A 26,446-nucleotide genomic window follows, 5' to 3' on the forward strand; every position below is an offset into this window, starting at 1 on the left:
CTGCGATAGTTAACGTCCTATGACACCTGTTAATGTTTCATAAGAATGTTTCATCAATCTGTTCTCACACCTCTTTGTTATAAAGCGAAAACCAAATGACTACTGATATTGATTTACAGAGCGCAATCGCGGCTCTTGATGAATATGGATATGATAAAAAAGTCTCAACGGATCTTGAGCAAGCACGTAACAAGCAACAAATGGGTAAATATATTAAATCCCTCGACTATAGTTTACGTCGATTATTGATATTACAAGAAACAGTTAACGAGTTAGTTGAAGAAAAGAAACATCAATTAGCTCAGCAAGAAAACATTCAAACCTACAAAACAAAAATCATTAACTTGTCGAGAGAATTTAACATTTCTTACGATGAAGTCTTAGCTCTGATGACATCATCTAAATCTAAAAATTAAACATAACGCTATTCTGCTCTATCATTAAGCCGTCAATTTTTTCGGCTAACACCTGCATATGCCATATAACGAAAATATATAAATTTTCAGTTATATGGCAATAGGATCTGTTTGCCATTATTTGCTGAGTGTTAACGATTTCATTTCATCAGTAACTGTGTTGGTTTCACTTCCTCACTGTAATGTGTGCAACGATTCGGCATAAAAAAGCAGAGCCTGAGCTCTGCTTATTTATACCAATAGGCAGACTTATTTGTTTTGCATTAATTGACGAATATATTTCACTGGCGCGCTGCCGTAACTCAAGAATTGTTCGTGGAAGGTTTTAAGATCAAAATCTTTGCCTTGCGCTTTCTTGTATTCGTCACGGAAATCATAGATTTCACGATAACCAGAATAGTAGCTCGTCAGCTGAACTTGGCTAAGCGTGGCGCGGCGCCACTTGCCTTCGGCTTCTGCCTGTTGTTGGAAGGCTTCGTTCATCATCAGGGCGATGGCTTGCTCTTCGGTCATGCCTTTCACATGGATGCTGTAATCCAAAATAGTGTTACAGATAACACGTAAATTCCACTTGTAGTACATCAGCCACATTTCAGGCTCAAAATTACCATAACCTTCTTCGAGCATCATGCGTTCGGTATATACCGCCCAGCCTTCGACCATAGCGCCATTACCGAATAAACTTTTCACTAAACTCGGTGATTGGTTCGAGTAAACTAATTGAGTGTAGTGCCCAGGGATAGCTTCATGAATATTGAGGATTTGCAGGATCCAGTGATTATATTCACGTAAATAACTCTCGGCAGACGCATCACTCATACCATCGAGCGGCGTCACGTTGTAATAAGTATTACCAGATTTATCGTAAGGTCCTGGTGCACTAATAGAAGCACCAGCATAACCACGCATATATTCGGGTGTTTCACGGACGACAAGTGGCTTTTTAGGATCTAATGTGACTAGGTTTTTCTTATTTACAAATTCAATTAACTCTGGAATTTGCTTACGCACTTCATTCACGAATTCATCGCGCTGAACATGCTGAGTCGATAATTTATCGATTAACTGCCGAATGGCGAGCTTACTGTCAGCAGGTTTTGCCGTAGTAAAATATTTAGGCCATAACTTATCGGTAATTTTTGCCATTTCCCCTTGAACACGGTCTTTATCTGCCACGGCTTTTTGATACAGCTGTTTTGCAGTCATGCCCGCTTGGATATCAAAGGCAAATTTTTGCTCATATAGCTCCTCGCCAATTCTAAAACTACGGGCTCCGTCTGTTTTGAGTTGAACCACTAATTTGTCTAACCAAGCGATATGGCCGTTAATCGAGGCAGTGGCAGCATCAAACCGTGTGTTAAATAACGCTTTTTCTGTAGCCGTCAGACCTGAATCGGCGACCTGTTTTAATAAGTCATCGGAAAACACCGAAAATGCACCTTGGTTTTGCATCACAGCTAATTCGGTATGTTCCAATGTCGGCTTGCTAATGTTTGCCTGCGCGGCTGCATAATAAGCTGGTACATTTTCTAAACGCGCTAATACAGAACGTAATCTGTCATCTAATGGGGCAAAGTTTTCATTGATGATTTGGGCAAAACCACCCGATACGTTGTAGCTTGAAGGATCCCACTGCCAAGATTTAAAACTGTCAATTTCCCATGCCATGCTGCCGAGTAAATTGTCGATCAGATGATAATCAATCAGTTCATTTGGCGTCAGCGACTTTTGCTCGAACTGGGTCAATTTGGCTTGTTGTGCTTTCACAAACGCGAGTGTTTTCGCACGACCAGCCGCATCGGGGACTTCAAGGTAGCCATCATTAACATGCTTGCCACTGTATAAGGCCCACGTCGGTGATAACTCCCACAGTGAATCAATAAAGGAGGCTGAAAATTGCTCAAATGACTGGGCTTTAACTTCAGCTGCAACCACAGGTTTAGTTTGACTGGTTTGGGATTGACAACCAGCAAGGCCGGCCAGCGATAACACTATCGCAAGGGAAATAGCGGATTTTTTCATTATTATGGGTCCTTTGTTGATATTTAACAGGCATGCAAAAATTACCTAAGTTAATCATATTGTCCCAATAATTGCAGCAGTGTTAGCCGCGAATACATCTACGGTTACAAAATTGTGAGTTCTCGATATTTATGCCGCTTACCATTCATCTATTCGAGGTAAAATTCCCACTTTGCCAAACGAAATCAGATAATGATAATCGCCAATTCTGTTTCACCTCCTGATATACCCAAGCTACCTGAATATACGAGTTTCAGAGCGCCTAGGGGCTCCAATTCAAGGCACATCAATGACAGAATGTCGGCTACCTTTTGAATTGATGCAACATAGAAGTGGAGTGCCCTAGGCGCTCCGTTCCGGCGGCTGATGTTAACCACGGGGTAACGCACTTTATGCCGCGTTGGTTATTTTTAACTTAGCCCACTAGGTCTGTAAATAACCGAAATCGCCATGGATGGCGTGAATGCCATTTATGCAGGAGCAATAAATGGCCTTGCCCAAAGTGCGTTAAATTACCGCTGAATCCTGCATCTTCAGGTTGTTTGGGTATATAATATCGCCCTGCTCCGCTGTTAACGCGTTGGCGTAACAGTTTGCTTATACATTATTGACCTGACCCTTTACCTGAGACATTCAATGCCATTTTCCAAACTTGGATTAAGCGATCCGATTTTAAGAGCCATCACTGAGCTCGGCTATTCACAACCTACTCCAATCCAAGAAAAAGCCATTCCGGTGATCTTGAAAGGTAAAAACCTGCTGGCTGGCGCGCAAACGGGTACAGGTAAAACCGCCAGTTTTGTGTTGCCAATACTGCAAATGTTTGCCGATATGCCGAAAATTCGGGCTAAACGCGTTCGCGCCTTGATCTTAACCCCAACCCGCGAATTGGCCGTTCAAGTAGAAGACAATATTGCCAAATACGCAAAATACCTGCCGCTGACCTCTATGGCCATGTATGGTGGCGTCGATGCCGCACCACAGAAACAACGTCTTATTGAAGGCGTTGATATTCTGGTAGCGACACCCGGCAGATTGCTCGATATGTATACCCAAAGAGCGATTCATTTCGATGAGATCTCGGTATTAGTCCTAGACGAAGCCGATAGAATGCTCGATATGGGATTTATCGAAGACATCAATAAGATCATCGAACGTCTGCCAACAGAACGCCAAAATCTGTTGTTTTCGGCAACCTTATCTAAGCAAGTGCGCTTTTTAGCGAAAACAGCGGTTGAAAACCCTGTTGAGATTGAAATTGCCCGCGACAGTGCGAACGCACCGCAAATCGACCAATGGTTGATCACTGTCGATAAAGATAAAAAATCAGCCCTGTTAAGCAAACTCATCACTGAGCAAACGTGGGAACAGGCGCTGATCTTTATCCAGACTAAACAAGGCGCCGCCAAACTGGTCTGCCAACTCGAAAAACGCGGTATTGCCGCCGAAGCCATTCACAGTGGTCGCAGCCAAGCGGTACGCGAGCAATTATTAGTCGATTTCAAGTCCGGAAGACTGCGCTTTTTAGTTGCGACCGGCGTGGCTTCTCGCGGTATCGATATCGACGCCCTTACCCGCGTGGTCAACTATGATCTGCCCGATGAAGCCGATGATTATATTCACCGTATTGGCCGAACCGGTCGTGCTGGCGCCTGCGGCGAAGCCATCTCCTTTGTTTCCAAAGATGATTTTAGAAACCTGTGTGCTATCGAGCGCCGCCTAGGCCACATCATAGTGCGTAAAGAAATTGAAGGTTTTGTGCCGAACAAAGAAGTGCCAGTTTCTATCCTCGATTTTGTGCCGAAAAATACCACGCCAAAAACCTTTAAAGCCCGCGCTCCTGAGGCTAGAACCTCACGCCCCGCGAAAGAAGGCTCCTTTGAAACCGCCCATGCGAAAAAGCATCGCAGCGCTAAATCAAAGCCTGAGGCAAAAGCCGCTGTAGCGCGTCCACAATCCGCGCAGACTGATAACAGTAGCGAGACTACGGGTCGCAGTGCGCCCTTTAATCCGTGGAACAGCGGTTCTAAAACGAACTGATGGCCTAATATAAAGTCATGATCCCGTACAAAGTCACGATCCCGTAAAAAGTCATGATCTAGTACCAGTAGTGACTTGTTAGAAATAAAAACTCATTAAGATAGAAGATATTAGCATGATTACATTCAGCACCAATTTAGGCGACATCACCATAGCACTCGACTTTGAACATGCGCCTGTCAGTTCAAAAAACTTTGTCCGCTATTGTGAAGAAGGCTTCTTTGAACATACGATTTTTCACCGTGTTATCAAAGGTTTTATGATTCAGGGCGGCGGGTTTACCGCAAAAATGAAAGAAAAGCCGACCCACGAGCCTATCGTGAACGAAGCCAACAAAGGCCTAAGTAACACCATAGGCACTATCGCTATGGCTCGCACCGATGCGCCTCATTCGGCCACGGCGCAGTTCTTCATTAACACAGCCAATAATGACTTTTTAGACCACACTGCCACCACCAATAACGGTTGGGGTTACGCGGTATTTGGTAAGGTCACAGCGGGAATGGACATTATCCAACAGATTGAAAAAGTCAAAACTACCACTGTCGCCGGCCACGAAGACGTGCCCCGCGAACCCATAGTTATCGAGAAAGTGACGATTAATATCCAAAGCTGATCGTTAAAACGATAAGACTTTTCTTTTGATATAATGTATCGCTCAGTTTTGACTGAGCGATTCATTTTTTCGTAGCGGTTTTGAAAATTAATTAGTTCGCAAAAAACCATACTTAATAAACACTGCTTAATATAAATTTACTTTACCTAATTTAACCTCAATCACTTAAATTAAAACCTCTTAAATTAAAGCTTCTTAACTTAAAATCAGTAGATTAATTATCCTCTCAAATTTTTAAAATCTACCTAATATACACTCAACCATAATCAATTTGCTTATCCTATTGATATCATAGCCATCCCACTAAAATTAATTCAACTCACTGTCATTGTTCTAACGCTTTTAGTGTTAAACCCATCGACTGATATCCGCGTTCTTGATTTAAAATGCCTTGGCAACTTAATGTCGCCATTGGAGTAATAGTTAATTCGTACTTATCACTCAGAGATGTTGAATATATACCTTGCCGACACGCATTGCTGACCCAAGTAAAAAAGTCACTCTGCTTACTCATTATTGGCGTCAATTTGGCAGTCTGAGCTAGGCGGATATGAGTCAAATGTTCACCAGTGACGTCAATTTCGGCATATGAACCCGGAGTGAGATAGTGCGAAATCGCATTTATTTCAGAGTTAGCTTGGCTTTGTTTCAATCGCTCAACTTGCGCTAATGCCCATACTCCATGCTCACCGACCACTGAGAGCGAACGATGTGATAAATCGACCAATAATGCTGTATTTTCATCGACCCCAAATGCCATTTTGCTATCGCTCTTGGCGCTAAGGAGCAAGAGTCTTAAATAACGGTCTCGTTGTGAAAAGTGTGTGTCGGGTATACCAAAGGGGAAAAATCCAAGCCCACCTTGCTCGCGATAAGTGACCGCCGTTGCAGGAACTGAGGTATCACAATTAGCGACTTCACAACGCTCACTTGGCGCTTCGGTCGCGAAAACGCCAAAACTCAATGCCCCGTCACTTGTGCCACCGGTGATCATATTTTTATCAGCCATCACAGCAGTGCCAGCGCTGGTGCCACCGATAACAATTTCTTGTTTGGAAAGACGTTTCTTGATGATGCTTAATGCTTCGCTGGGTGATTCATCCGACGTAGTCCACGCCTTTAATGTCAGACTCTGATCGCCGCCATTTAAAAAGAGTCCGTCTATTTGATTAAGCAATTGATAGAGTTTAATGGGGCTGGCACAAAAATCCTTTTGTAGCTCAACTTGCTTTGGATAAAGCCTCGCCCTATCCGTATTACCTTGTATTTGCTGTCTAAACATTTCGAGTTGGTCACACTGACGGGTAGCGATACCCGCTTGCAGTGCAGCATCTAAAGGCAGCCAAATGACCTCGGCCCCTATTTGCTCAAATACGCTGACATAGTAATGGGCCGCTTCAAAGGGATCGCGCGCAGAGGCGGTCACAACGGCGATCAGTGGACGTTTGGCATTGGGGTTACTTTGCTGGCGCTTTGCTAACGCTTGCTGCGTAAATAATTGATAAAGCGTCGCGGCATGAGAATTGGTTGTGGAATCAAGTAACACTTGTTCTTGTAACAGCGTGCCGTCAGCAAGCATTTGCTTTTCTTCAAGTAAATCCAGCAGTGTGTAATATTGTTGGTCGCTCAAATGCGCCAGAAATTGCTTATCTATCTTTACAATGGCTTGTTCAAGGCTTGCCAAGGTTAAGCTGTCACTATGTAAACGGCCAATTTCAACATCACTATTTTTAAGACTGTTACTGACAGGAGGAAGTGCTTTGGCCGCTTGTCGCAAGTTCGCTTTTTGTTGCTCGTTTAACGACTGTAATCTTGGGTGTTTTAGTGCACGTTCAAGCCACGAAACGTTGAACACATAACGTGTTTCGCGTTTGGCATCGGCTGAGAATTTGACTTCCGATTGGCAATTTGCGGGAGCTTGAGAGCTGCAGGTTTTCATCCCTCCGCCCACCAGCATAAGATCAAATGGTTGATGAGTGGGTATCGATAAACTCAGTGATTTCACTGGCGCTGACTGCGCGCTTGGGACGATAAATAGCAAAAGAGTAAAGTAAGAAATACTTAAGCTATTGAGCAAAAAAGATAAGTTTTTTAAGCAACGATTTTTCATAGTGGCACTCAATAAAAAGTGTGCGCCATGTATTGACTCAAGGCTCATGTTACGGATAGTCTTTTAACAGGTCAATAACAAAAGACTTCCGTTTATTACATGAAAACAGAAACAACTCTTTTCCAAAGATACCACTACCGCACATGGTATCTGTCCGAATGGTGGGACGAATAACCGCTAAACACCTTGTGTTTGGTGGAGTCTAGTCTAGCCGTCTTGCTCCCCTCTCAATCATTTGATTGACGTTGCGCTTTCTGCAAAACATTAACTAATGCCATGCGTATTGACTCACGCGCAGCTTAGCCACGTCTAAAAAATTCTAATAATAGATTTATCGGGAGCTTATCATGAGAAGTTCTGTATTTTTGTGCGCTGTTTTTGGGTTGGCCTTGTCGCCCGTTGCTTTAGCTGTAGCCAATGAACTAGAAAAAACAACTGAGCAACCTGCCGCAGATGCACCGGTCGAGCGAGTCGCAGTCACAGGTTCACGCCTAAAAGGGGTGGATATGGAAGGCGCCAATCCACTACAAAGTTTTACCCAGGATGATATTACTAAACGCGGTTACGAGAGTGTGAGTGAGTTTCTACGCGATCTCCCCCAAGCTTCAAGTGCGGGGACTTTCTCGGAAACTGGGGGTGTAGGTGGTGCCGATGGAGCACCAGCTGGCGCATCCGGCGTCAGTTTGCGCGGATTGGGTTCAAGCTCAACCTTAGTGCTAGTTAATGGCCGAAGAGTCGCCGTTGATTCATTCTCTAATGGTTCTGACTCGTTTGTGAACGTCAATTCAATCCCTTTATCTGCCATTGAACGCATCGATGTGTTAACCGATGGCGCATCGTCCATCTATGGTTCGGATGCCATTGCCGGGGTAATTAACTTTATCCTCCGTAAGGATTTTGTCGGGCATGAGCTCAGTGCCCAATATGGGGATGATACTTCCGATCACGATGCCAGCCGTAAGAATCTGACCTACGCTGGCGGCTTTGCCACAGAAAACAGCAATACTACGGTTGTAGTCGATTATGCGACGCGAAACGCCATCTTTAATAGCGATAGACCTGTTAATGTCACCTTTGAATCCAGCACTCGTATGACCATAGATGGTGAAGATTACGCTGAGTCTTGGTGTGGGGACGATACTCAAAAAAGTGGTACACGTTGCAATTATGACTATGTTATTCAACGCGCTATCCAACCTGACTTTGAGAACATAGGCACGACCTTTAATCATATTTATCGTCTAGATAATGGATTGGAATTTTTTGCTGAAGGCATGTATCAAAAGAATACCGGTTCAGCCTATGAGGCGCCTGCGGGATATACAGTGGATGTTGCTGGTGATTCTGCCAACATTCCCCAGTATGTTCACGACATTGACATGCTAGATGGCAGTGTCAGCGACGTTATCACTGTTCGAACTCGTTTCCCTGAGCGTCGAGTACAGGAATATGACACTCAGAGCTATCGAGTCCTCGCTGGACTGCGCGGTGAACTTGCCGACTGGAGCTGGGAAACCGCGGCGAGTTATGGCAAATCTACAAACGAAATCAATAATGTTGCTGGCTATATGAATGCCACTAAACTGGATGCCGCCGTGGCGGCGGATGAATTTAATCCGTTCAATTTAGGCCGTGATAGTAGCGCTGCACAAATTGCTGCCCTGCGCGATCCCGGCATTCGTAAAGGTGAATCAGAGGTGTTGTCGCTGGATTTTAATATCAGTGGCGATCTGTTTGCATTACCCGCAGGTACAGTAAGCTCGGTTTTTGGTGGAGAGCTGCGAAAAGAGCAAATATTTGATAGGCCATCCATCAATGCAGTGAATAACGAAATTATCGGCTTAGGCGCAAGTGATGCCGAAGCAGACCGGACGCAATATGCTGTGTATGGCGAGTTTAATTTCCCCATTACCGACACCTTAGATGTGATCGCAGCTTTACGTTACGACCACTATAGTGACTTTGGTGGCGATGTTAACCCTAAAATATCAATGCGTTATCGCCCTCTTGAGGATTTAGTATTAAGAGCATCATGGAGTACAGGTTTTAGAGCTCCTTCCTTATCCCAATTAGGCGCAGGGACATCGCTCAGCAGCCAGTATATCAATTGCGGTTCAGCTGAACCTTACAATGCCTTATGCGGTACTGCTGGCGCCGAGTTTGGCGAACTCGAGTTTGACCAAGAAACCATAGGCAATAAGGATTTATCCGCAGAAAAGTCTGCCGCCATTAACGTTGGCGTCTCTTGGAACCTCACCGAAGCACTACAATTGACCGTCGATTACTGGCGCTATGAGCACGATGATATTGTTGATATTGATACCAACACCACCTTGGACGCCTGTATTAAAGACAGTACAAAAATCGTGACTAGCGTTGCAGAACTAGGAGATGAATTTGGCTGTGTTGTTGATGGCCAAGGGGATATTAGCTTCTTACGCACTGGCTATTTTAACGTCGGCAATCAAAATACTGATGGCATCGACTACAAGCTAGACTATCGCTTAGACACTGAAACCGCAGGTGAATTTAAGTTTTATGTTGCGGGTACTGAAACCCTATCGTTTGAAAGACAAGTTACACCTTCAACCCCTGTGGAAGATTTATTAGGGCGGTTAAGTGGCGCCTCCGAAATTGCTCGCCCTGAAAGCGTGCTTGATCTAGGAACCGACTGGCAGCTCAACGATTGGAGTGCCAGTTTATCGGGTCACTACATCAGTTCATTGGGTGATGGTGACTTTAAATTTGATAACGAAACCGTCGACAGTTGGCTCACCTTCAGTGCGAGCCTTGGTTATGAGTTAAATGAGCACCATAGCTTTTTGGTGTCAGTGCGTAACCTAACAGATGAAGAACCGCCCTACGCCTCCTCTCCAACCAATGGCTATGCAAGCTCAGTCCATGATTGGTTAGGCCGTCGCTGGAACGTACGTTATACCTTCAAGTTTTAATGTACTGACTTGAGGCATTGGCCGCAGCGTTTAATTGTGGCCAATGCTTTGTTCTGACCCTTTATAAAGGCACATTAGGATGAAATTACCTACTGCAAGGACAATGCCCGACGCTTTTGTTATTTTATTTTTTATCGTTTTAGCCGCCGCAATAAGCAGTTACCTGTTTCCTGCGGGTTGGTTTGCTATGGTCGATATTGTTGATAGCGCTGGCAACATCACTCAAAGAATCGACCCACAACAGTTTTTCATGACATACGATAACGCGCATCATGTCAGTCTATTTTCAGCCGACGACAAAACGGGGCTGACCAATTTTGCCTTCGACGGCATGACATCAGGCGATCGCATGGGCTCGGCCGTTGGCGTCATGGCATTTATCCTTATCGTGGGGGGTGCCTTTGGTGTCGTCATGGACACAGGCGCCATTACGCAATGCATTATGGCGATGATCACCAAACTGCAGCGCAGCCAAGTATTACTGATCCCATTACTGTTTATAATATTTTCATTAAGCGGCGCGATATACGGCATGAGTGAAGAGGCCATTGCATTCTGCATTGTTCTGTTGCCGCTTTTTCAGGCTTTAGGTTACTCAGCAGCAACTGTGGTCATGGTCACCTACTTATCCACCCAAATTGGATTTGCTACCTCATGGATGAATCCATTTAGCGTGGCCATTGCGCAAGGGATTGCCGGTGTACCTTTAATGTCTGGCGCTGGTTTACGGATTGCGGCTTGGTTTATTTTCACTGTTGTCGGCTTAATTTTTACCCTACGCTACGCTAAAAAACATCGCTCAACAGTAGATACCACACTAGTGCAAGCTAATGATAACTCATTGAATAACCAATGTTCTAACTTTGACATTCTCGTGTTGCTTTGTTTACTCGGCGTAATTATGTGGGTGATTTGGGGAGTGGTAAGCCAAGGCTATTATATTCCGCAAATCGCCAGTCAATTTTTTGCACTGGCCTTGGTTGTTGGGCTGATTGCCGTTATTTGGCGAAAACGTAGCTTGAACCAAATCTCAAATGCCTTTCAAAAAGGCGCCAGTGAATTGTTACCCGCCGCTATGATTGTGGGATTCGCCAAAGGTGTGGTGTTATTGCTTGGCGGCGATGACCCACAACAGCCCTCTATTCTTAACACTGCCTTACATTATGCCGGCGAGTCCTTAGCAACGTTACCTGATGTCACCTCTGCCATTGTTATGTATATATTTCAATCTATTATGAATTTCTTTGTCGCATCAGGTTCCGGTCAAGCCGCCCTGACCATGCCTATCATGGCGCCGCTTTCCGATATTGCAGGCGTCACCCGCCAAGTATCAGTGCTTTGTTTTCAGTTTGGTGATGGACTGACAAATTTAGTGATCCCTACTTCAGCCTCATTAATGGGTTGTTTAGGTGTGGCTAAAATTTCATACGCTCAATGGCTTGCGCTTATTTGGCGCTTTCAATTATTGCTGACCTTGATGGCCAGTGCCGTCATTTTATTTGCCGTTATTACAGGATATAGCTGATGTTAACTTTAATCCGTAACGCCGCCGTTTATGCGCCGCAGTTTTTAGGGCTACGCGACGTGTTATTTTGCGAGGCGAAAGTCCTTAAAATCGCCCCCGTCATTGATCTTAAGCATGCAGACTTAGTCACAATCATCGAAGCCAATGGTCGCCCTTTAATCCCAGGTTTAGTGGATCCCTTAGTGCATATCACAGGCGGTGGCGGTGAAGGCGGTTATCACACACGTACCCCAGAGATGCAACTAACAGATGCCAGTCTTGCTGGGGTAACTACGCTCGTCGCAGCATTGGGAACCGACGCCATTAGCCGCAGTTTGAACGAACTTGTCGTCAAAGCGAAAGCGCTCACATATGAAGGCTTGTCTGTCTTTTGCTACACTGGCTCCTACGAATACCCCGTAAAGACGCTTACTGGCGATATCACCCAAGATCTGGTGTTAATCGACAATGTTATTGGTGTGGGTGAAATTGCAATTGCAGATCACCGAGGATCGCAACTCACAGTGCCAGAACTCGCCAGAGTCGCAGCGCAAAGCCGAGTCGGTGGCATGCTCAGCGGTAAAGGCGGCATAGTGTTTGTGCATGTGGGCGATGGTGCAACTGGTATCCAAATTTTGCATCACATCGCGCAGCAGTCTGATATCCCTTTAACGCAGTTCTATCCCACTCACATGAATCGCTCCCAACAGCTATTAGAGCAAGGGCTTGAATTTGCAAGACAAGGTGGGGTTATTGATTTCACGACGTCGACCAATACTCAGTATTTAAACGAGGGTGAAGTCGCGGTCGTTAATGCGGTCCATTTTGCAATTTCGCAAGGTGTTAACTTGAGTCAAATCAGCTTAAGTTCCGACGGAAATGCTAGTCTGCCCATATTTAGTTCTGACGGTGAATGTATTGGAATAGAAATGGGTAAAGTCAGCAGCCTATTTGAAGCGCTAGTGGCTTTAATTAACAGTGGTTTAACCCTAGAACAAGTGCTTCCTTTAGTGACCTCAAATGCCGCTCGTGTGCTCAAGCTAAAAAGTAAGGGCGGGATAAGCGAAACACACGATGCCGACTTTGTGTTATTAACGGATAACTTTAATATCGATAAAGTATGGAGCAAAGGGCAACTACTCGTTGATGAAGGTAACGCACTGAAATGGGGAACATTTGAATCGCAGTAACTCAATAATGGCGCACGCGGCGCGCGTGCACCACACTCATAAACTGTGTGCAATGCAAGAAGATTACCCGCAAACAGAGAGCATCAAGCACATTTTCTCAAGGTGAAAGCAGTTTGCATTGGTAATGCGCACTCTACTCCTCGCTGATTGACTGACATTTTAAAACACGCAACGTTACGCCATCGAGACCCGAACTGCACCATTACAGTTACCGCGCTTTAGCCAAACTATCCCATAAAAACTGGGCATCTTATTGCCCTATTTAGGAAAAGTATTTTATATTCAGCAGATTAACGCCACTGCAAAACAGCTTGTCTCTATGCTATTTGCAGATATTGGACATACAAGATACGCGTAACGGCGTTAGGCAAAATTAACCATCTGATATAGATGAAAAAGCCATGTCTGTATCTATTATAGTGTCTTGCTTACTCTTATTATCCCCTTTGCTTTTAAGCCCAAGAACACTGCGAACTTGGGCTGCTAATCCGATTAGGATGAGCAAAGAAAGCCTGCTGTAGCGCGCATAAAATGCAGTTTAACTTAGAGCGCAGGATGTTTAACTCGAGTCACATGATGTTTAACTTGGGTCACAATAAGCTATACCATGACTTCAGCGGCCTGCTCCATCGAGCCAACACTCTCAAGTCGATACTTATTAGAGACGCAGTCTACACATGTTGGGAAGATATTTTGAATAATACAAAAGGTAGTCTGTTTATGGTGGCTGCGATGGCAGCATTTTCTATTGAAGACATGCTCATCAAATCTGCAGCAGAAACCACCTCTATCGGCCTCATTTTAGCGTTATTTGGCCTAGGTGGGATGTTGATTTTTATACTGTTAACCTGGCGCAAGGGCGAAACAGTGCTTCACCCCGCAGCATTATCGCCCCCCATGCTGTTACGCGCATTGTGTGAAGTGATCGGCCGATTCTGTTTTGCTTTAGCTATCACCTTAACACCACTATCAAGTGCATCCGCTATTTTGCAAGCCACACCTCTGATAGCCATGATTGGCGCAGCCTTGTTATTCGGTGAACAAGTAGGCCATAAAAGATGGCTTGCGGTATTGGTAGGTTTTGTGGGCGTACTGATGATCATTCGCCCTGGACTTGATGGCTTTGAAGCCAACTCCTTATTTGCCGTTATCGCTACTTTAGGTTTTGCAGGCCGCGATCTCGCAACACGTGCCGCATCGCCCGTGTTATCTAACATGCAACTTGGGGTGTATGGCTTTTTTGTGTTAATTCCGACTGGCTTAGCCATACTGATGTACCAAAATGAGCCCTTACAGTTTAGTACCACTGCGGCAACACAAATTCTGGGAGCCATCGTCTTTGGTGTCATGGCCTACAATGCGCTGACAATCGCGATGCGCGCTGGAGATGTCTCCGTCGTCAGTCCCTTTCGGTATACACGTTTACTGTTTGCCTTAGCATTAGGTATATTAATATTTGGCGAATCACCAGATTTACTGACAATTCTAGGGAGCTTACTCGTAGTATTAAGTGGTGGCTATACCTTAGTCCAAACGCGTAAAAGAACCACGACGAATAACATACCTAATGCGGCATGAGATGAGGAAAGTAATAGCATTAATTGAAATCTCAGCTAAATTCTTGTCGAGTAAACTGACTCGACAAGGCGCAGAAACAAGCGCGACACAATCAACCTAGATTCAGCCTTATGACACCAACATAACGAGTAACGCTCTTATGGAATCTGTCTAAGCTGCGCTGCGAGGACGGCGTTAGTCATCTTATTGTGAACGGCAGTAGTTGATGTTGGTTACAGCGAGCGCCTGTGATTTTAATGCAATACTGCATTCCAATGGCGGCGCAATTGTCTCTAAGGGGCCGCAACGTCCCATACCATAACTCGCAAACTGATTGGGGTTAATGTCAGCATGGAAGAACTGATTCGGAACCCGCACCTTTAAACCACTGTGTTCACCCAAAGAGTCGGTTAGTTGGTCGCCGATACTCATTAACCAAAATACCTTTCGCTCAGTTTCCAGCGCCTCGCGCACAATATCTTTATATGCAACATTGGGTGCTGGTGTGGGTAAATTACTGCACACCAGCTGTTTGGTGTTGCGTGAAAAATAGGTGAACCTATCTACGACCTTGGCATCAAGGCCCATGTTATTTTCAAGCCAATACTGAGTGGGTTTAGCACTTTGGTTTTCACAATTACGGGCCGTGACAAAATAACAATCAACACCGTCTTTAAAACACCATTGTTTAGCAAAATCAACCACGCCCTGAATTGCTGGCCCCTTGCCCGTTGGTTCGGAATCAATTGCAGCGCTAAATTCCAGTGTATTATCAATATCAAACATCAATGCTGGCGTTTTTTTCTGCTGTTTGAGTGCATCGATTAAGCCGCTTTTTTTAAAGGACCACATCAGATCATCTAACCGTTTGCGCAAGGTTTCAATATCAGTGGCATACTGGGATTGGGCTCCATAGTGAGAAAAACCAGCACTATCCTGCGTGAGCTGATAGTAGTTTTGGTCATCGCTATTGGTCATCAACGGGCTGGGTGCGGGCACAGTGATGGGCTTGCAGTTATTGCCATCTGCATCGCATTGCGCATCTAAACAGATTTTCTCGGAAGCGCTGTATTGATTCGCCGCCCCAATACGCACATCTAATTGCGATTTATCGCGGGTCAACTCGCGGTACAAGCTGAGCGGGTCAGGTGTTGTTGAATGAGCACTGCATGCGCTGAGAAAACAGGATATCAGCAGTAATAAAATACTATGTTTCATCGTGATACTCCGATAACAGAGTGATATTGAAAAACCGCGCCGATTTAGCACGCGGTTCTTTACAGGCAAATTAAAAGCCGGTTAAAGGCTTTAAAAAATAAAATGGCATTAACTTGCTTTGAGATCTGCTAACACATGATCTGCTGCCTGAAATGCCAACGCTACCAAAGTGAGGGTGGGATTTCCCGTCGCAACCGTTGGAAACACGCCGCTACCGACTAAAAACAGATTGCTATGATCCCAAGATTGCTGGCGAGGATTCACCACAGATGTATCTCTGCAGTCCCCCATTCGATACGTCCCCACAATATGTCCAGCACCGTAAAACGTAAAATTGTTGCCCTGATATTCAAAATTATTCGACGTCACCTCACGCTTATCACCATAGAAAACCGGCGCAGGCGGAGCCTTGGTATATTCGCGCGCACCAAGGGCATCAAAGAGTTTGGTGGAAATATCTTTAGCCGAGACAAATGCGTTGCGCACATAATCTTCACGGACTCGATAGGTTAATTTGGGGCGCGGTAAACCTAAATTATCTTTCAGCGTCTCCGACAACTCGACACGGTTTTCCGGATCAGGCAATTGCTCAATTAGATAGCCCATACGAATTTGCCGAGTGTAAATACCATTTAAGGTATTCACCAACGAGGCGCCAAATAAGCTGCTATTTGCGGGCATTGCCGGGTCAAAGCGCAATGGAATACCCTGTTGGTTGACAGAATCCCCATTTAATTGCGAATTATTTTGACCAAATATAAAGTCGGCTAAGGTAGTGAATGGATCATTAGCGGCCCACTGCCAACCCTCATTGCCGATTTCAATACGATAGGCGGCACGATCTTTACGAAAGGCGCCATCGCGTAAACTTTCAATGCCCGCAGTAGATAGAGGTCCTCGAAAACCATAGACAGGATCTTTCGCCAATCCCCAGGCCAAATACATGATGTGATCCATCAAATTACGCCCAACTTGATCGCTATGGTTGGCAACACCGTTCGGACAGGCTTTATTACGCTTAGACATGAGCAATAATTTTGGCGTCTCAATCGCGTGAGCGGCAATCACATATTTTTTAGCCGTAACAGTACCGCCGCCCGTCGCTATCCCTCCGTGAGTTTGATAGGTCACATAGTCGATACCAACAACATCTTTTGTGTTTTCATCCACTTGAACATTTGTCGCGACGTGACGATAAAACACATCAATATTGCCGGTTTGCAATGCTCGCCCGAGCGTCACAGTGGCATCGTATTTGGCTTGGATAGGGCAAATAGGAATACAATTTGTGTTACCCGCACATTGACGGCGTTCACCCGGTAATGAATTACGCCCCTGAGGGGTTGGCGTAACTGACAATTGAATCTTGTCGTACACCATATCGCTCACCGCTTGTTCGTATTGTTGATCGACTAAAGATGAAACAATACCAGGCATGGGATAATCGTAATTTGCCCCATAAACGCCATCCGGTGAAACATTAAATCCTCGATAAAGCTGATCCATCGCCTCTTTGTCACCGGCGACGCCAATCTCATTGGTCGCCTGTTCATAGTAAGGAACCAGCGCCTGATAAAATTGTTTTCCACCGGGCCAATCCACGCCCTGCTTATACTGGGTTTGCAATTCAAAATCATTGGGCAATAGATGCAAACTGGTTCCTAGCCAGTGCCAAGTTGTGCCGCCACCAATGCGCTCATAAGAACTGGCAAAAGCAAACTTTGCTTCAGGACTGTCTGGTTTCAAATGCTCAGGCTGCGGTGTGTAGTCGAAATAACATTGCTTTGGATTGCGCCATGCGCCAATTTGCAACACGGTATAACGCGGCACATTTTCCTTCGCAGGATCAGGCAGCCCGAGTGGATTATCCGCCGTCGATGCCGCTGGATTTTGCGTAGTAGGAGGATAAGGTGATTCAGGTGTTTTGGCATTGGCTTTAAAAAAGGTTTCCATGTAACCACTGCGATCAACAGGCACTTCCTGCCCTGCTTCGAGGATTAATACTTTTTTCCCCGCCATCCCCAGTTGATAAGCCATGATAGAGCCCGCAATACCAGAGCCCACAATAATGACATCGTAATTGGTTTGAGCGCTCATACTGCACCTCCTTGATGACCCGTATATGCCGACAGTGCTGCGGGTGGTTTTGCCCAATAGCCGTAACGATAATTTGAATCACCCATCGGATGCGCCTGCATAACTTGCCAGACTAGACCCGTGGTATAACTTTTTGCCGAAATCATATCGCTAACTGTGGTCTCCGGATCTTTATCCGTCGCGGGAATAATGGTTGGCCATGCACCTGAGTACCACATAAAAATCAATTTACGACAGGCCAACACAAAATTCGTCCCGTTGTCTGGTGCCAGCATTTGCGTTCCAATTTGTTGATCTGATAATTGCTGCGCTTTTAACGCCGCATATTTTTGCAGAATAGTAGTCACTAAGGTTGGGTCCTTCGACTCTTCGGTTATTTTTTGCGTAAACACAGGTAAGTATTCGGATTTAATATCCACGGGATCCAACGTCGGGGCAATAATACTGGTTGCAAAGCCGGTTAATACCGCGCTCAAACCAATAAAATTATTCATAGTGTCGGCAGTCGCGCCTGTAATATCAGTCATGATGAGTTCCTTTCATAAATTATTGCGCGCGTTGCAGCAAGTAAGTGAAATCAGCAAAATTACCGTTAGTGGTTGCCGCATTATTGTGACAAGCCATACAGCTGCTTGATGTTTGCTTTACCGAACCCTGTATATAAGTTTCGAGCGTAGTGTTCGCTAAAAATGAGGGAGCAGGCACGCCCGTTGGATCGGTGGGATTTTTAGCATCGGTAGGCCATTGCGTACTGACCAATTCGTAATTCATCCATACCGATCCCGGCACCACAGCGTCGAGTGCAGCGTGATAACTGGCATTTAAGGCTTTAGCGTCGGCAGTAATAGGAATGACGCGTTCCACTTGAGTTGGTTTAGTGTGCGGGTTTGCCGGATCCCACGGGCGTGCTGGGGGTTCATTGACTTTGCAGTCAGTACATTTAGCATCGTAAAAATTATATGCCGACAATGATGCTGACTCTCCTTGGGTTGGCGCGTTAGCGACATGCTCAAAAGTAGACCAAATCCATTGTGGTTCGCCTGTGGTTTTGTGGGCAATGTGAAACCCGACTAAACCGACTTGTTCAAGCGCACACGCGGGCTTGACCCCGTGTTGCTCTTCTGGATTGTTATAAACTAGCGCGTAAGTCGTATAGTAATTTGTCGCATCAAACTTGCCGCCCATTTTTATCCATGAGGCCTTAAGCATGATAGAACCTACCTGCCCGGTTTTACTGTCGCTCGCGGTAAAATCAACATCGGCATTAAACTGTTTCTGGCCTTTTTTACTGTAGAGGTTATTGTCCAAAATAAAATTGAACATGGTTTCATTGGTTAATATTTCATAACGGGTATAAAGCCCGTTTTGATCAATCAATGGACCCGTTGTAAAAGGCTCACCACTTTCATCCAACACATTCGGGGTTTTACCTACTTGCGTTAAATAAATAGTCCCTTGAGGAATGGACTTGGGATCAATACTTTTGCAAACATCCGGCACATTATTGGACTGATCCCATCCAGGTGGTTTTACGCCATCGGGTAAAAAAATCTCCCGGCTTTCCTTCCAATGGAGCCACACGACTGGCTGGTTCGTTTTTTGCCCAATGGTGGACATGGTATTGGGTGTACCATCGGCATTGGCAGGCCAATTCAGTGCGATAAAGGATTGCCAAGAAAAATCATCAAAATCATGTTGCAAACTCTCAAGAGAGAAAGGCGGTTTTGCAGCGATTTCCAATGGTATAACCGGGCTTAAGGTTGGTAAACTTGCGGCGGCTTTGGTAACGGCTGGCGATTCCGCTTGCACGGTCGCACTCATACACAAGAACAACGCGCTATAACTAAAGTATTTGATATACATGAAATTAACTCTCCTTGTTGTTGAAACTTATCACTCACCATCATTAATGCTATAGAAACGATTAATCCTCTGTTGTTTGCCTAAGGTGCACAAGCCAGCCGAACTCTGCTATATAACAGTGTGATGACTTCATCACGGACTCGTTCGATGCAAAAAATCGCGGTTTAGCTTGCTTTAACCTTACTTTGACAACGAAAAACATAAGTACTCAGCAGCATCTCTGCATACCTAGCGCCGATATCAAGGTACAAGTCGCGTGCAGGACTTAGCCTCTGCCAAGTCCAGATAAATGGGTGTGCATAATGCGATTTTAGTTTGTTTTTTTGAGCGCTCCCGCTGGTCTACAGAACAGATCTGAAGCGACTGATATGGATAATGATGAACGTCTTTCATTGAAAATCCTTTTCATGACAGCGTGTTATCACGATACCTTGAGCCTAGATAATTCAATTAAAACCAGATGCTTATTGAAATCCTATTAGCTCCGTGAAAGATAAGATATACCTACATTTTTACAGTGAAACTAATTCTATTCTGGTAGAAGAAAAGTTACCTTCTGAAAACATGCTAAGTTAAAAAATTGTTTACAATTGACTTATTGTCAAGTTTGAAACGGGAGATTTGTTGGATTTGCAGAAAGGAAGAGGCTGTACTTAAACTAAGGTATGGTTACTTGGTAAAGCGGACATAAAGCATGAGCCAGCGCATGTAACGCAGCTGGCTCAATACTGTTTAACAAGACTTAAAATCTTTCATCACGAATCGCCGGAAGTAACAGTTCACGCACATAAGATGCATCTGACAAGCTCAGGAGAGTTCGAACAAGGTTGACAACATCGTGCACTGGCACAAGGGTGCCATCACCTCGCTGAGCAGCTTCGTCAATGGATGTTACAAGCGTATCCTCCGTATTGAGATAACCCAGCTGCAAGCAAGTTACAGCCAGACCCTCTTCTCTAAAACCCTCTCGCAATGCGTCACTAATACCGGTAAGAGCAAATTTTGACGCATTAAACGTCACTTCTGGACGCCCGCTTTGGCGTAGTCCAGATGTTGAGCCCGTAAGGATTAACTGAGGTTTAGCAGAGTTGAGTAATTTAGGGATCAAGCGCTTAAGCAGAATAATTGTGCCCGTGATATTAATATTTACCATATCGACAATACTTTGATCCTCATCGTCAAGGAAGCTGTACTCGTCGGTGAAGGCTGAAGGTTCCCATACTCCAAGATTATAAATGAGTACATCCAGTTGCGCCGGAGTTTGCTGCTCAATCAATCGAACGGCTTCTAATGGCGAACTCATGTCTACATTAATCCATTCGACCTCAACGCAGGCGGGTAAATTGAGATCGCTGGGTTGGCTGCGTGAAACACCAATAACAGTGTCACCCGCAGTACATAATCCCTCAACAAAAGCGCGGCCAAGACCTCTACCCGCTCCAACAACCATCAATTTCATAATGTTAAACTCTCCATCGGATCGAAACCATTAACGAGTACACAAGCGTATTTATGCTAATAGGCCAGCAATACGCACATGGTTAACTAACTGTATTAAATGAAACTGAACCGTTTGCAATTGAGCATTTGCCCCAAGGAAATGGAATACACTGCACCCACTGTTCTCACTCAAATTGATGTTGAAACTCAGTAAGCAAGCATTATAGGGTTATCAAAATAACCAAAATCAGTTTACCCATTTAAATTGGAGTCTATTGCATAACCTAAAATAAGACGATGTGAGCAATTAGAATAAATAATTAAGGCTTAAGGCTGTAATAAATAAGCCTGCCCCATAAACGCTATGGGTCAACAAATTTAACCCGCGTGCTTTCCATGGCGAAGGCGTTTTACTTGCCGCAAACCCGAATCCCAAACAAGGTTGAATGAGACAGAAAGGGAACACTAGGGTCACAATACCAGTAACTAGCGCAGGTATTAACGTTGGCTCAGATAACCACATATCCCCGAAAATCATTACATGAACCAAAGCGAAAATAATACCGCTCAAATAATGCAGAAACCAACCTATAGAAGCTTCTCCTCTCACTGATGGAGTCACCATAATAGGTCGATGAACCAGCTGGCCTCTGTAAATGAAAATAAACCAACGTCCCACAAATGCATAGTCAAGCGTTGGCATACGAAGTACATTTCTTTGCCACCATGACCATACATCCATCACTAATGTGGCACCTGTGCCTACTAACATCACCTGTAGCCAAATCGCCATTTGGTACTCCACTTTGTATTTGTTCCTGAGATTGATATAGTTCAGGTATGGTACAACTTGAAGTCAACTTTAGGTCAAGAGTGCATTTTATGGATATTGCAGATGTTTCACACGAATCGGGATTAGCTCCTTCAACACTGAGATATTATGAAAAAATTGGACTTATTCAATCCATTGGCAGAAAAGGACTTAGACGCCAATATGCCCCTAAGATCATTAATAAATTGAATATCATCACACTTGGTCGTATTGCAGGCTTATCATTAAACGAAATAACGACGATGTTTAATGAATCCGATGAATTGGCCATTGACCGCACTTTACTGGCGCAAAAAGCCTCTGATATTGATGTAAAAATTAAGCAACTGAAAGCAATACGAGATAGTCTTAACCATGTCGCGAATTGCCCACAGTCTGATCATTTAGCCTGCCTCTCATTTCAAAAACTCATGAAGTCGGCAAAGCCTTAATAGCTTTGATTAAGTAGAGAAATCAATCACTTGCTCTATTTAAAAGCAGTAGTATCTTTAAACTAGATAACACTTAGATGGCTTACAAGACCATTAGGCCATAGCGATATCACAATGATTAAAAAACATTATTGCAAATGGATACCTAAGGACTCACAAAGAATGGCTAATCGTATCTCTGAAATGATGGATTTTAGTGAGGATAATAACGGACTAGAACACCCTGAAATGGTCCAAAATAGGTCCCAAAGCAACAAAGGGAATCAGTAAAATACTGATTCCCTTTGCTTTAATTTGGCGAGAGAGGGAGTCGAACCCTCTAAAGTACCGTATTAGCGCCATTTATGTGGCTTTCGGAGGGTCTGTGAGGGTCTATAAGAACCTGTTTGGATCCCAAAAAGTTCCCAAAGAGATCCCACTCGGGATCTTCTTAACACTCAGAAAAAAATTTTAAATTCACACAGATGTTTTGCACAAAACTGAACCATTGAATCCCCAAATACGACAATTTATCACACCATGTTTCTAGTTATTCAGGACATACTTTCCTGCAAAGCGAGAAACCACGATGATGCAATCGACTGCGTTTGAACAACAAGCCCACAATCTGCTGATGGTCTTCGAATTGATGACCTATGTAATTAAAAAAGAGATGCCTGATAGCAACACCTTTTCTTACGAGGACAACGTTGAGCAAGAAATACTCCTGCACATGCTTAAACAACGCTTAGTGCGTGAAAAAATGTCCGTCGTTCAGATTGAACTCGCAATTTCATTTGCTGAGCAATTTATGCAAACAGGGCTAAGTTCCATGGTGCAGACCTAAGTAAAAGTTGAAAGGCCAAACCAATAGGAGTAACAAATGGAACACTCAACTTTTATTCATGTAAATCAGCTTAAAACATTTAGTCCTTGGCATGAACACTGCAAAGTCGTGTTACTTGCAGATATTAAACTGAACGACCAAACCTCAATAGAGCTGCTGTTTACACGCTACATTTATCTTCACCTAAATATAGATGGACATGTTCTAGGTGTGAGTATTAGCCAATCTATTTTTGAGGAGCACCCTGAGTTTAGCTCTCAGTTTTTAAACGACTTAGAAATGATGCAGCTTTTGCTCATGTATGTTGATGATATAACAAATTTTTGCCAATTATTTGCCGCAGAGTTTGAGTATGTCTTAGGGTATCACCCGACAGTCTACTTTGAAGCCGCGGAACAATATTGGGAAAAGCAGATTATTGAAGTGCAATCTAACGCGCCTCAATAATCACCTACTAGCGAACCTCACGGTTCGCTTTTTTTATTTGCTTATAGCCTTAGCTCAATCTAAGTCGCCAACGCCCACAAACAGCGAACTATCAGATAAAATCGACAATACACTGCACATTACAATATCCGACCTGCAACCCACGTCTCCAATACATCAGCCAGTTTAATCAGTTGTTCTTGATGCTTGGATTTATTTTTCGCTAGGTTTTGGATATTCAATAGCTTCCATCTCACCGCAGGTAGTGCCGCAACGCTCGGTTCATCAAACAATGACCAATCAGGCTGACCCTGTTTAAAGGATAATAAAAAGTCTCTATCTTTTGCAGTAAAGTGATGCTGCAACGCTGTGAGCATTTCTGAGCGAGTTAAAATCAGCTCATCGAGTTTAATCGGCTTTGTCGTCATTCCATTGAATTCAGTTTGAAAGCTTTCATCAAGCGGTTTCCAACGTGGAGACATCACTTCATTAATGGGTCTTGGATGGCTAAGTGTATAAGTGAGAAAGCCGACTAAAATCTCTCGACTGATCCCCTCTTCCGACAGCAGCATTTTCACATCGAAAAGATCCCTTGGGTGCTGCCTATCCATCGCTGCACATAACTTACCACCGTATAGATCAGGCAGGCTTACAACCGGTATCTCTGCATACCCAAATTCTTCTTCAACTAACTCAACGACTGGCATTAATACCGCTTTGTGTAGCGTACCTCTCGCAACAGGAGAGACTTCAATTTTTATTGTCACCCTATCACTTGTCACGACAACCCTGAGCTCATCATATTTATTGTCTTGAAATACTGCACTAAGGTTCGGTTGTAGATTGATCTTCGCAGTCAAACGACCAAGCGCTTCCTTCACACTTTGTAGCGCTTGTTCCCTTGGCTCCAAAGGAAGATAAGCCAAATCGATATCAACCGATAAGCGTGGGAAGTTGCGTACAAATAGGTTGATAGCCGTACCGCCCTTTAGGGCAAATACCTTCTCTTGGGCGACGAGCGGCAGCATCCGAATAAGCAAGGTCACTTGCTGGTAGTATATCGATGACTTATTCATATTGATTTTCTTCTGTCTTAATAAACGATGCAGGCACTGTTATTTGATACCGTCCATCGTAACGGCCATGAGCCACCACCTGACGCTTTCCCGCGCCTAGCGTGATTTGCTGCACATCTAGCCTTTTGCTCCACTGGTGTTGATAGTAGTGGCCTAAAAAGAGAAATACGCGATTAGCTTGTACGGCTTCACTTCGATTCAGTATTGACTGTATTTTACGTGGGCTGAGATTCACTAACCCTTGAAACAGCTCCGCGGCATGCTCAAAACTGATATGTTTGCCAATGGCATTGACGACCTCATAGGCTGCAAGCTCCGCACAACTTGCCTTAACTTCCCTATTGTTCACCCCTATAGTAATAAAGTCTTTTTCCAACGTTTGAGTCAGCTTGCTACTGGTATAGAAAAGCCAATTTTGCTCCTCCAATTCGCGGAACCACTTTGGTAAAGCCTGCTTACTTTGACAGCCAACCCAAACTTGCTCGCTGCTTAGTTGAAGATAATGACTAAGCCCTTGATGCGTTAGGCTACTGACTCCCGCAAGGTGAACAGGAAGCTTTAGCTGCTCATTCACAGCCTTGAGCGCTTCAACCCAATGAGGCTGTAACTTACCAGTTGACTCAGGACGAACGTAAACCCCCGCACTTATCTTGTACAACCAACCACTCTGCACATATTTTCTCACCAAAGATGAGCTGATCTCATTTTGTGTCAACCACGACTGAAGCACTACCGCACCAGGACTCGTATGATTAATAAGCCAGTTTATTTTTGATGACATAGTTGCACCATAAGTACCAAAATATAGAATAAATTAAACCAACTATAGAAGCAGAGTTTATAAATTGCAATTACTTAGTACCCTAGGTACATGTTTGTCGAAAAATGCAAACTAGCAGAATGAGGGAAAGATTAGTTACCAGCAAAAGGCTAAGAAGGGATTCTTACTTAAAACGTTAAACTTAACCCCTGAACCGACAGAATTTCCGGTGCCAAATTCTAGTTATTGATAAGGACAATAACGAGGAGTTAATAATGAGTCAGTCACCGTTTATTCGCGTATATCAACGTAAATCAAAAAGCCCTTGGGATGATCATAGTACCGTCTTGTTACTCGCTGACATTGACGAAAATGATAACGATCCTAGAGCCTTACAATTCACTCGATATATCTATCTTCATCGCGACATCAAAGGACAACACTTAGGCATTAGCATCAGTAAATCACTTCTTGAGGAACATGCTGAGTTTGATACTCAGTATTTAATGGGCTTAGAAATGATGATGCTATTGTTGATGTATAAAGATGATATTTCTGCCTTTTGCGAGTTGTTTACCGCGGAGTTTCAACAGATATTCGGGTTACCACCGAGCCTCTATTTTGACGCTGCCGAACAATTCTGGGCTGAGCAGATTATTGAAGCCGAAGCTTAAGCTAACATTCAGCAGTAATGCTAAGCGTTAGCCACTTACTTGCGAACCCGAAAGGGTTCGCTTTTCATACTGAATCAAACTTGTGTACGAATTAAGTCCATAGATCATATTTGATGAGGCTCTAACAACATGTGACAACACAAATACTTTGGGACAATTGAGAGTTAGGGCGAACGCGTGTTTTGTGCCATTTTCGGGCTGAGAACGTCCATTACTTTTAATCTGGCATAAATAAGAAACGAAGTGCCAGACTCCAGCTTAAATTGTCCCGTTGACTTAGCTTGTTATGTGGCTATTTAGCTAATTTAACCTTTTTAATTTAGAACGTTTTTCAGATGGATATTCATGGTAGATGTCATCAATATATTTTCTAATTAACTTTCGCCTATGTCTTGTT

Annotated in this window: 21 protein-coding genes; 11 read left to right on the forward strand and 10 right to left on the reverse strand. The window is 44.1% G+C overall.

Annotation, left to right across the window (positions count from 1 at the left end; genetic code table 11):
• Positions 1–95: 95 nt before the first annotated feature.
• Positions 96–416 carry a hypothetical protein gene (locus tag Q4Q49_RS18805; protein WP_311891780.1) on the forward strand — a complete coding sequence of 107 codons (321 nt, stop codon included), beginning with the start codon at positions 96–98 and terminating at the stop codon, positions 414–416.
• Between the two features lie 249 nt (positions 417–665).
• On the opposite strand, the gene Q4Q49_RS18810 is transcribed toward Q4Q49_RS18805, so the two are convergent.
• A complete protein-coding gene (locus Q4Q49_RS18810) occupies positions 666–2,438 on the reverse strand; it encodes a DUF885 family protein (protein ID WP_312000107.1) in 1,773 nt (590 codons plus the stop codon).
• Positions 2,439–3,074: 636 nt separating this feature from the next.
• Here Q4Q49_RS18810 and Q4Q49_RS18815 point away from each other — a divergent pair.
• Together Q4Q49_RS18815 and Q4Q49_RS18820 are read left to right on the forward strand one after the other, a co-directional pair.
• Positions 3,075–4,478, forward strand: a complete 1,404-nt coding sequence (locus Q4Q49_RS18815) for a DEAD/DEAH box helicase (protein ID WP_312000109.1) — start codon at positions 3,075–3,077, stop codon at positions 4,476–4,478.
• A 115-nt stretch (positions 4,479–4,593) separates the two neighbouring features.
• Complete coding sequence (locus tag Q4Q49_RS18820; protein ID WP_006081478.1) at positions 4,594–5,094, forward strand: peptidylprolyl isomerase; 501 nt, start codon at positions 4,594–4,596, stop codon at positions 5,092–5,094.
• Positions 5,095–5,419: 325 nt separating this feature from the next.
• On the opposite strand, the gene Q4Q49_RS18825 is transcribed toward Q4Q49_RS18820, so the two are convergent.
• The gene (locus Q4Q49_RS18825; RefSeq protein ID WP_311900724.1) at positions 5,420–7,204 is read right to left on the reverse strand and encodes a cyanophycinase; all 1,785 of its coding nucleotides are present in this window, start codon (positions 7,202–7,204) and stop codon (positions 5,420–5,422) included.
• A gap of 347 nt (positions 7,205–7,551) precedes the next feature.
• Between Q4Q49_RS18825 and Q4Q49_RS18830 the strand changes: the two genes are divergently transcribed.
• The 4 genes from Q4Q49_RS18830 to Q4Q49_RS18845 all read left to right on the forward strand — a co-directional run bounded on the left by Q4Q49_RS18830 (position 7,552) and on the right by Q4Q49_RS18845 (position 14,427).
• Entirely contained in the window at positions 7,552–10,155 is a 2,604-nt protein-coding gene (locus tag Q4Q49_RS18830; protein WP_312000111.1) for a TonB-dependent receptor, read from the forward strand.
• 79 nt (positions 10,156–10,234) lie between these two features.
• On the forward strand, positions 10,235–11,680 hold the full coding sequence (gene yfcC / locus Q4Q49_RS18835) for a putative basic amino acid antiporter YfcC (RefSeq protein WP_312000113.1): 1,446 nt from the start codon (positions 10,235–10,237) through the stop codon (positions 11,678–11,680).
• Positions 11,680–12,849: a beta-aspartyl-peptidase gene (gene iadA / locus Q4Q49_RS18840; RefSeq protein WP_063884321.1), complete on the forward strand. Its 1,170-nt coding sequence runs from the start codon at positions 11,680–11,682 to the stop codon at positions 12,847–12,849. The genes yfcC and iadA overlap by 1 nt, the downstream gene beginning before the upstream one ends.
• A gap of 720 nt (positions 12,850–13,569) precedes the next feature.
• Positions 13,570–14,427, forward strand: coding sequence for a DMT family transporter (locus tag Q4Q49_RS18845; protein WP_312000137.1), 858 nt, complete (start codon positions 13,570–13,572; stop codon positions 14,425–14,427).
• A 183-nt stretch (positions 14,428–14,610) separates the two neighbouring features.
• On the opposite strand, the gene Q4Q49_RS18850 is transcribed toward Q4Q49_RS18845, so the two are convergent.
• From Q4Q49_RS18850 to Q4Q49_RS18875, 6 genes are all read right to left on the reverse strand, one after another.
• Positions 14,611–15,624, reverse strand: a complete 1,014-nt coding sequence (locus Q4Q49_RS18850; protein WP_312000115.1) for a hypothetical protein — start codon at positions 15,622–15,624, stop codon at positions 14,611–14,613.
• Positions 15,625–15,732: 108 nt separating this feature from the next.
• Entirely contained in the window at positions 15,733–17,721 is a 1,989-nt protein-coding gene (locus Q4Q49_RS18855; protein ID WP_312000117.1) for a GMC family oxidoreductase, read from the reverse strand.
• Entirely contained in the window at positions 17,718–18,248 is a 531-nt protein-coding gene (locus tag Q4Q49_RS18860) for a hypothetical protein (protein ID WP_006087243.1), read from the reverse strand. Before Q4Q49_RS18860 ends, Q4Q49_RS18855 begins: the two co-directional genes overlap by 4 nt.
• A 19-nt stretch (positions 18,249–18,267) precedes the next feature.
• Complete coding sequence (locus Q4Q49_RS18865; RefSeq protein ID WP_012587774.1) at positions 18,268–19,584, reverse strand: hypothetical protein; 1,317 nt, start codon at positions 19,582–19,584, stop codon at positions 18,268–18,270.
• A 742-nt stretch (positions 19,585–20,326) separates the two neighbouring features.
• On the reverse strand, positions 20,327–21,043 hold the full coding sequence (locus Q4Q49_RS18870) for an SDR family oxidoreductase (RefSeq protein ID WP_312000119.1): 717 nt from the start codon (positions 21,041–21,043) through the stop codon (positions 20,327–20,329).
• 288 nt (positions 21,044–21,331) lie between these two features.
• Positions 21,332–21,817 carry a DUF2938 domain-containing protein gene (locus tag Q4Q49_RS18875; RefSeq protein WP_312000121.1) on the reverse strand — a complete coding sequence of 162 codons (486 nt, stop codon included), beginning with the start codon at positions 21,815–21,817 and terminating at the stop codon, positions 21,332–21,334.
• Positions 21,818–21,906: 89 nt separating this feature from the next.
• Between Q4Q49_RS18875 and Q4Q49_RS18880 the strand changes: the two genes are divergently transcribed.
• The 3 genes from Q4Q49_RS18880 to Q4Q49_RS18890 all read left to right on the forward strand — a co-directional run bounded on the left by Q4Q49_RS18880 (position 21,907) and on the right by Q4Q49_RS18890 (position 23,560).
• Positions 21,907–22,287 (forward strand): helix-turn-helix domain-containing protein, encoded by a 381-nt coding sequence (locus tag Q4Q49_RS18880; protein WP_220592854.1) that lies wholly within the window; start codon positions 21,907–21,909, stop codon positions 22,285–22,287.
• 568 nt (positions 22,288–22,855) lie between these two features.
• Complete coding sequence (locus tag Q4Q49_RS18885; RefSeq protein ID WP_107404660.1) at positions 22,856–23,113, forward strand: hypothetical protein; 258 nt, start codon at positions 22,856–22,858, stop codon at positions 23,111–23,113.
• A gap of 36 nt (positions 23,114–23,149) precedes the next feature.
• Positions 23,150–23,560 (forward strand): hypothetical protein, encoded by a 411-nt coding sequence (locus Q4Q49_RS18890; protein ID WP_107404661.1) that lies wholly within the window; start codon positions 23,150–23,152, stop codon positions 23,558–23,560.
• A 119-nt stretch (positions 23,561–23,679) separates the two neighbouring features.
• Here the strand turns inward: Q4Q49_RS18890 and Q4Q49_RS18895 are convergent, their stop codons facing one another.
• Together Q4Q49_RS18895 and Q4Q49_RS18900 are read right to left on the reverse strand one after the other, a co-directional pair.
• Positions 23,680–24,615, reverse strand: a complete 936-nt coding sequence (locus Q4Q49_RS18895; protein WP_312000132.1) for a nucleotidyl transferase AbiEii/AbiGii toxin family protein — start codon at positions 24,613–24,615, stop codon at positions 23,680–23,682.
• Positions 24,608–25,396 (reverse strand): type IV toxin-antitoxin system AbiEi family antitoxin domain-containing protein, encoded by a 789-nt coding sequence (locus Q4Q49_RS18900; protein WP_312000133.1) that lies wholly within the window; start codon positions 25,394–25,396, stop codon positions 24,608–24,610. The genes Q4Q49_RS18895 and Q4Q49_RS18900 overlap by 8 nt, the downstream gene beginning before the upstream one ends.
• Positions 25,397–25,650: 254 nt before the next feature.
• On the opposite strand from Q4Q49_RS18900, the gene Q4Q49_RS18905 reads away from it, so the two are divergent.
• Positions 25,651–26,049, forward strand: a complete 399-nt coding sequence (locus Q4Q49_RS18905) for a hypothetical protein (protein ID WP_107404664.1) — start codon at positions 25,651–25,653, stop codon at positions 26,047–26,049.
• Positions 26,050–26,446 lie beyond the last annotated feature (397 nt).

It is taken from the genome of Shewanella sp. SP1S1-7 (assembly GCF_031932105.1).
In the GTDB taxonomy this organism is placed as follows: domain Bacteria; phylum Pseudomonadota; class Gammaproteobacteria; order Enterobacterales; family Shewanellaceae; genus Shewanella; species Shewanella baltica.

Coding starts and splice junctions, on each gene's coding strand:
- Q4Q49_RS18905 (WP_107404664.1), top strand. CDS start 25,651: ATGAGTCAGTCACCGTTTATTCGCGTATATCAACGTAAATCAAAAAGC.
- Q4Q49_RS18855 (WP_312000117.1), bottom strand. CDS start 17,721: ATGAGCGCTCAAACCAATTACGATGTCATTATTGTGGGCTCTGGTATT.
- Q4Q49_RS18895 (WP_312000132.1), bottom strand. CDS start 24,615: ATGAATAAGTCATCGATATACTACCAGCAAGTGACCTTGCTTATTCGG.
- Q4Q49_RS18810 (WP_312000107.1), bottom strand. CDS start 2,438: ATGAAAAAATCCGCTATTTCCCTTGCGATAGTGTTATCGCTGGCCGGC.
- Q4Q49_RS18805 (WP_311891780.1), top strand. CDS start 96: ATGACTACTGATATTGATTTACAGAGCGCAATCGCGGCTCTTGATGAA.
- Q4Q49_RS18865 (WP_012587774.1), bottom strand. CDS start 19,584: ATGTATATCAAATACTTTAGTTATAGCGCGTTGTTCTTGTGTATGAGT.
- Q4Q49_RS18815 (WP_312000109.1), top strand. CDS start 3,075: ATGCCATTTTCCAAACTTGGATTAAGCGATCCGATTTTAAGAGCCATC.
- Q4Q49_RS18900 (WP_312000133.1), bottom strand. CDS start 25,396: ATGTCATCAAAAATAAACTGGCTTATTAATCATACGAGTCCTGGTGCG.
- Q4Q49_RS18880 (WP_220592854.1), top strand. CDS start 21,907: ATGGATATTGCAGATGTTTCACACGAATCGGGATTAGCTCCTTCAACA.
- Q4Q49_RS18850 (WP_312000115.1), bottom strand. CDS start 15,624: ATGAAACATAGTATTTTATTACTGCTGATATCCTGTTTTCTCAGCGCA.
- Q4Q49_RS18830 (WP_312000111.1), top strand. CDS start 7,552: ATGAGAAGTTCTGTATTTTTGTGCGCTGTTTTTGGGTTGGCCTTGTCG.
- Q4Q49_RS18885 (WP_107404660.1), top strand. CDS start 22,856: ATGATGCAATCGACTGCGTTTGAACAACAAGCCCACAATCTGCTGATG.
- Q4Q49_RS18820 (WP_006081478.1), top strand. CDS start 4,594: ATGATTACATTCAGCACCAATTTAGGCGACATCACCATAGCACTCGAC.
- Q4Q49_RS18845 (WP_312000137.1), top strand. CDS start 13,570: ATGGTGGCTGCGATGGCAGCATTTTCTATTGAAGACATGCTCATCAAA.
- Q4Q49_RS18825 (WP_311900724.1), bottom strand. CDS start 7,204: ATGAAAAATCGTTGCTTAAAAAACTTATCTTTTTTGCTCAATAGCTTA.
- iadA (WP_063884321.1), top strand. CDS start 11,680: ATGTTAACTTTAATCCGTAACGCCGCCGTTTATGCGCCGCAGTTTTTA.
- Q4Q49_RS18860 (WP_006087243.1), bottom strand. CDS start 18,248: ATGACTGATATTACAGGCGCGACTGCCGACACTATGAATAATTTTATT.
- Q4Q49_RS18890 (WP_107404661.1), top strand. CDS start 23,150: ATGGAACACTCAACTTTTATTCATGTAAATCAGCTTAAAACATTTAGT.
- yfcC (WP_312000113.1), top strand. CDS start 10,235: ATGAAATTACCTACTGCAAGGACAATGCCCGACGCTTTTGTTATTTTA.
- Q4Q49_RS18870 (WP_312000119.1), bottom strand. CDS start 21,043: ATGAAATTGATGGTTGTTGGAGCGGGTAGAGGTCTTGGCCGCGCTTTT.
- Q4Q49_RS18875 (WP_312000121.1), bottom strand. CDS start 21,817: ATGGCGATTTGGCTACAGGTGATGTTAGTAGGCACAGGTGCCACATTA.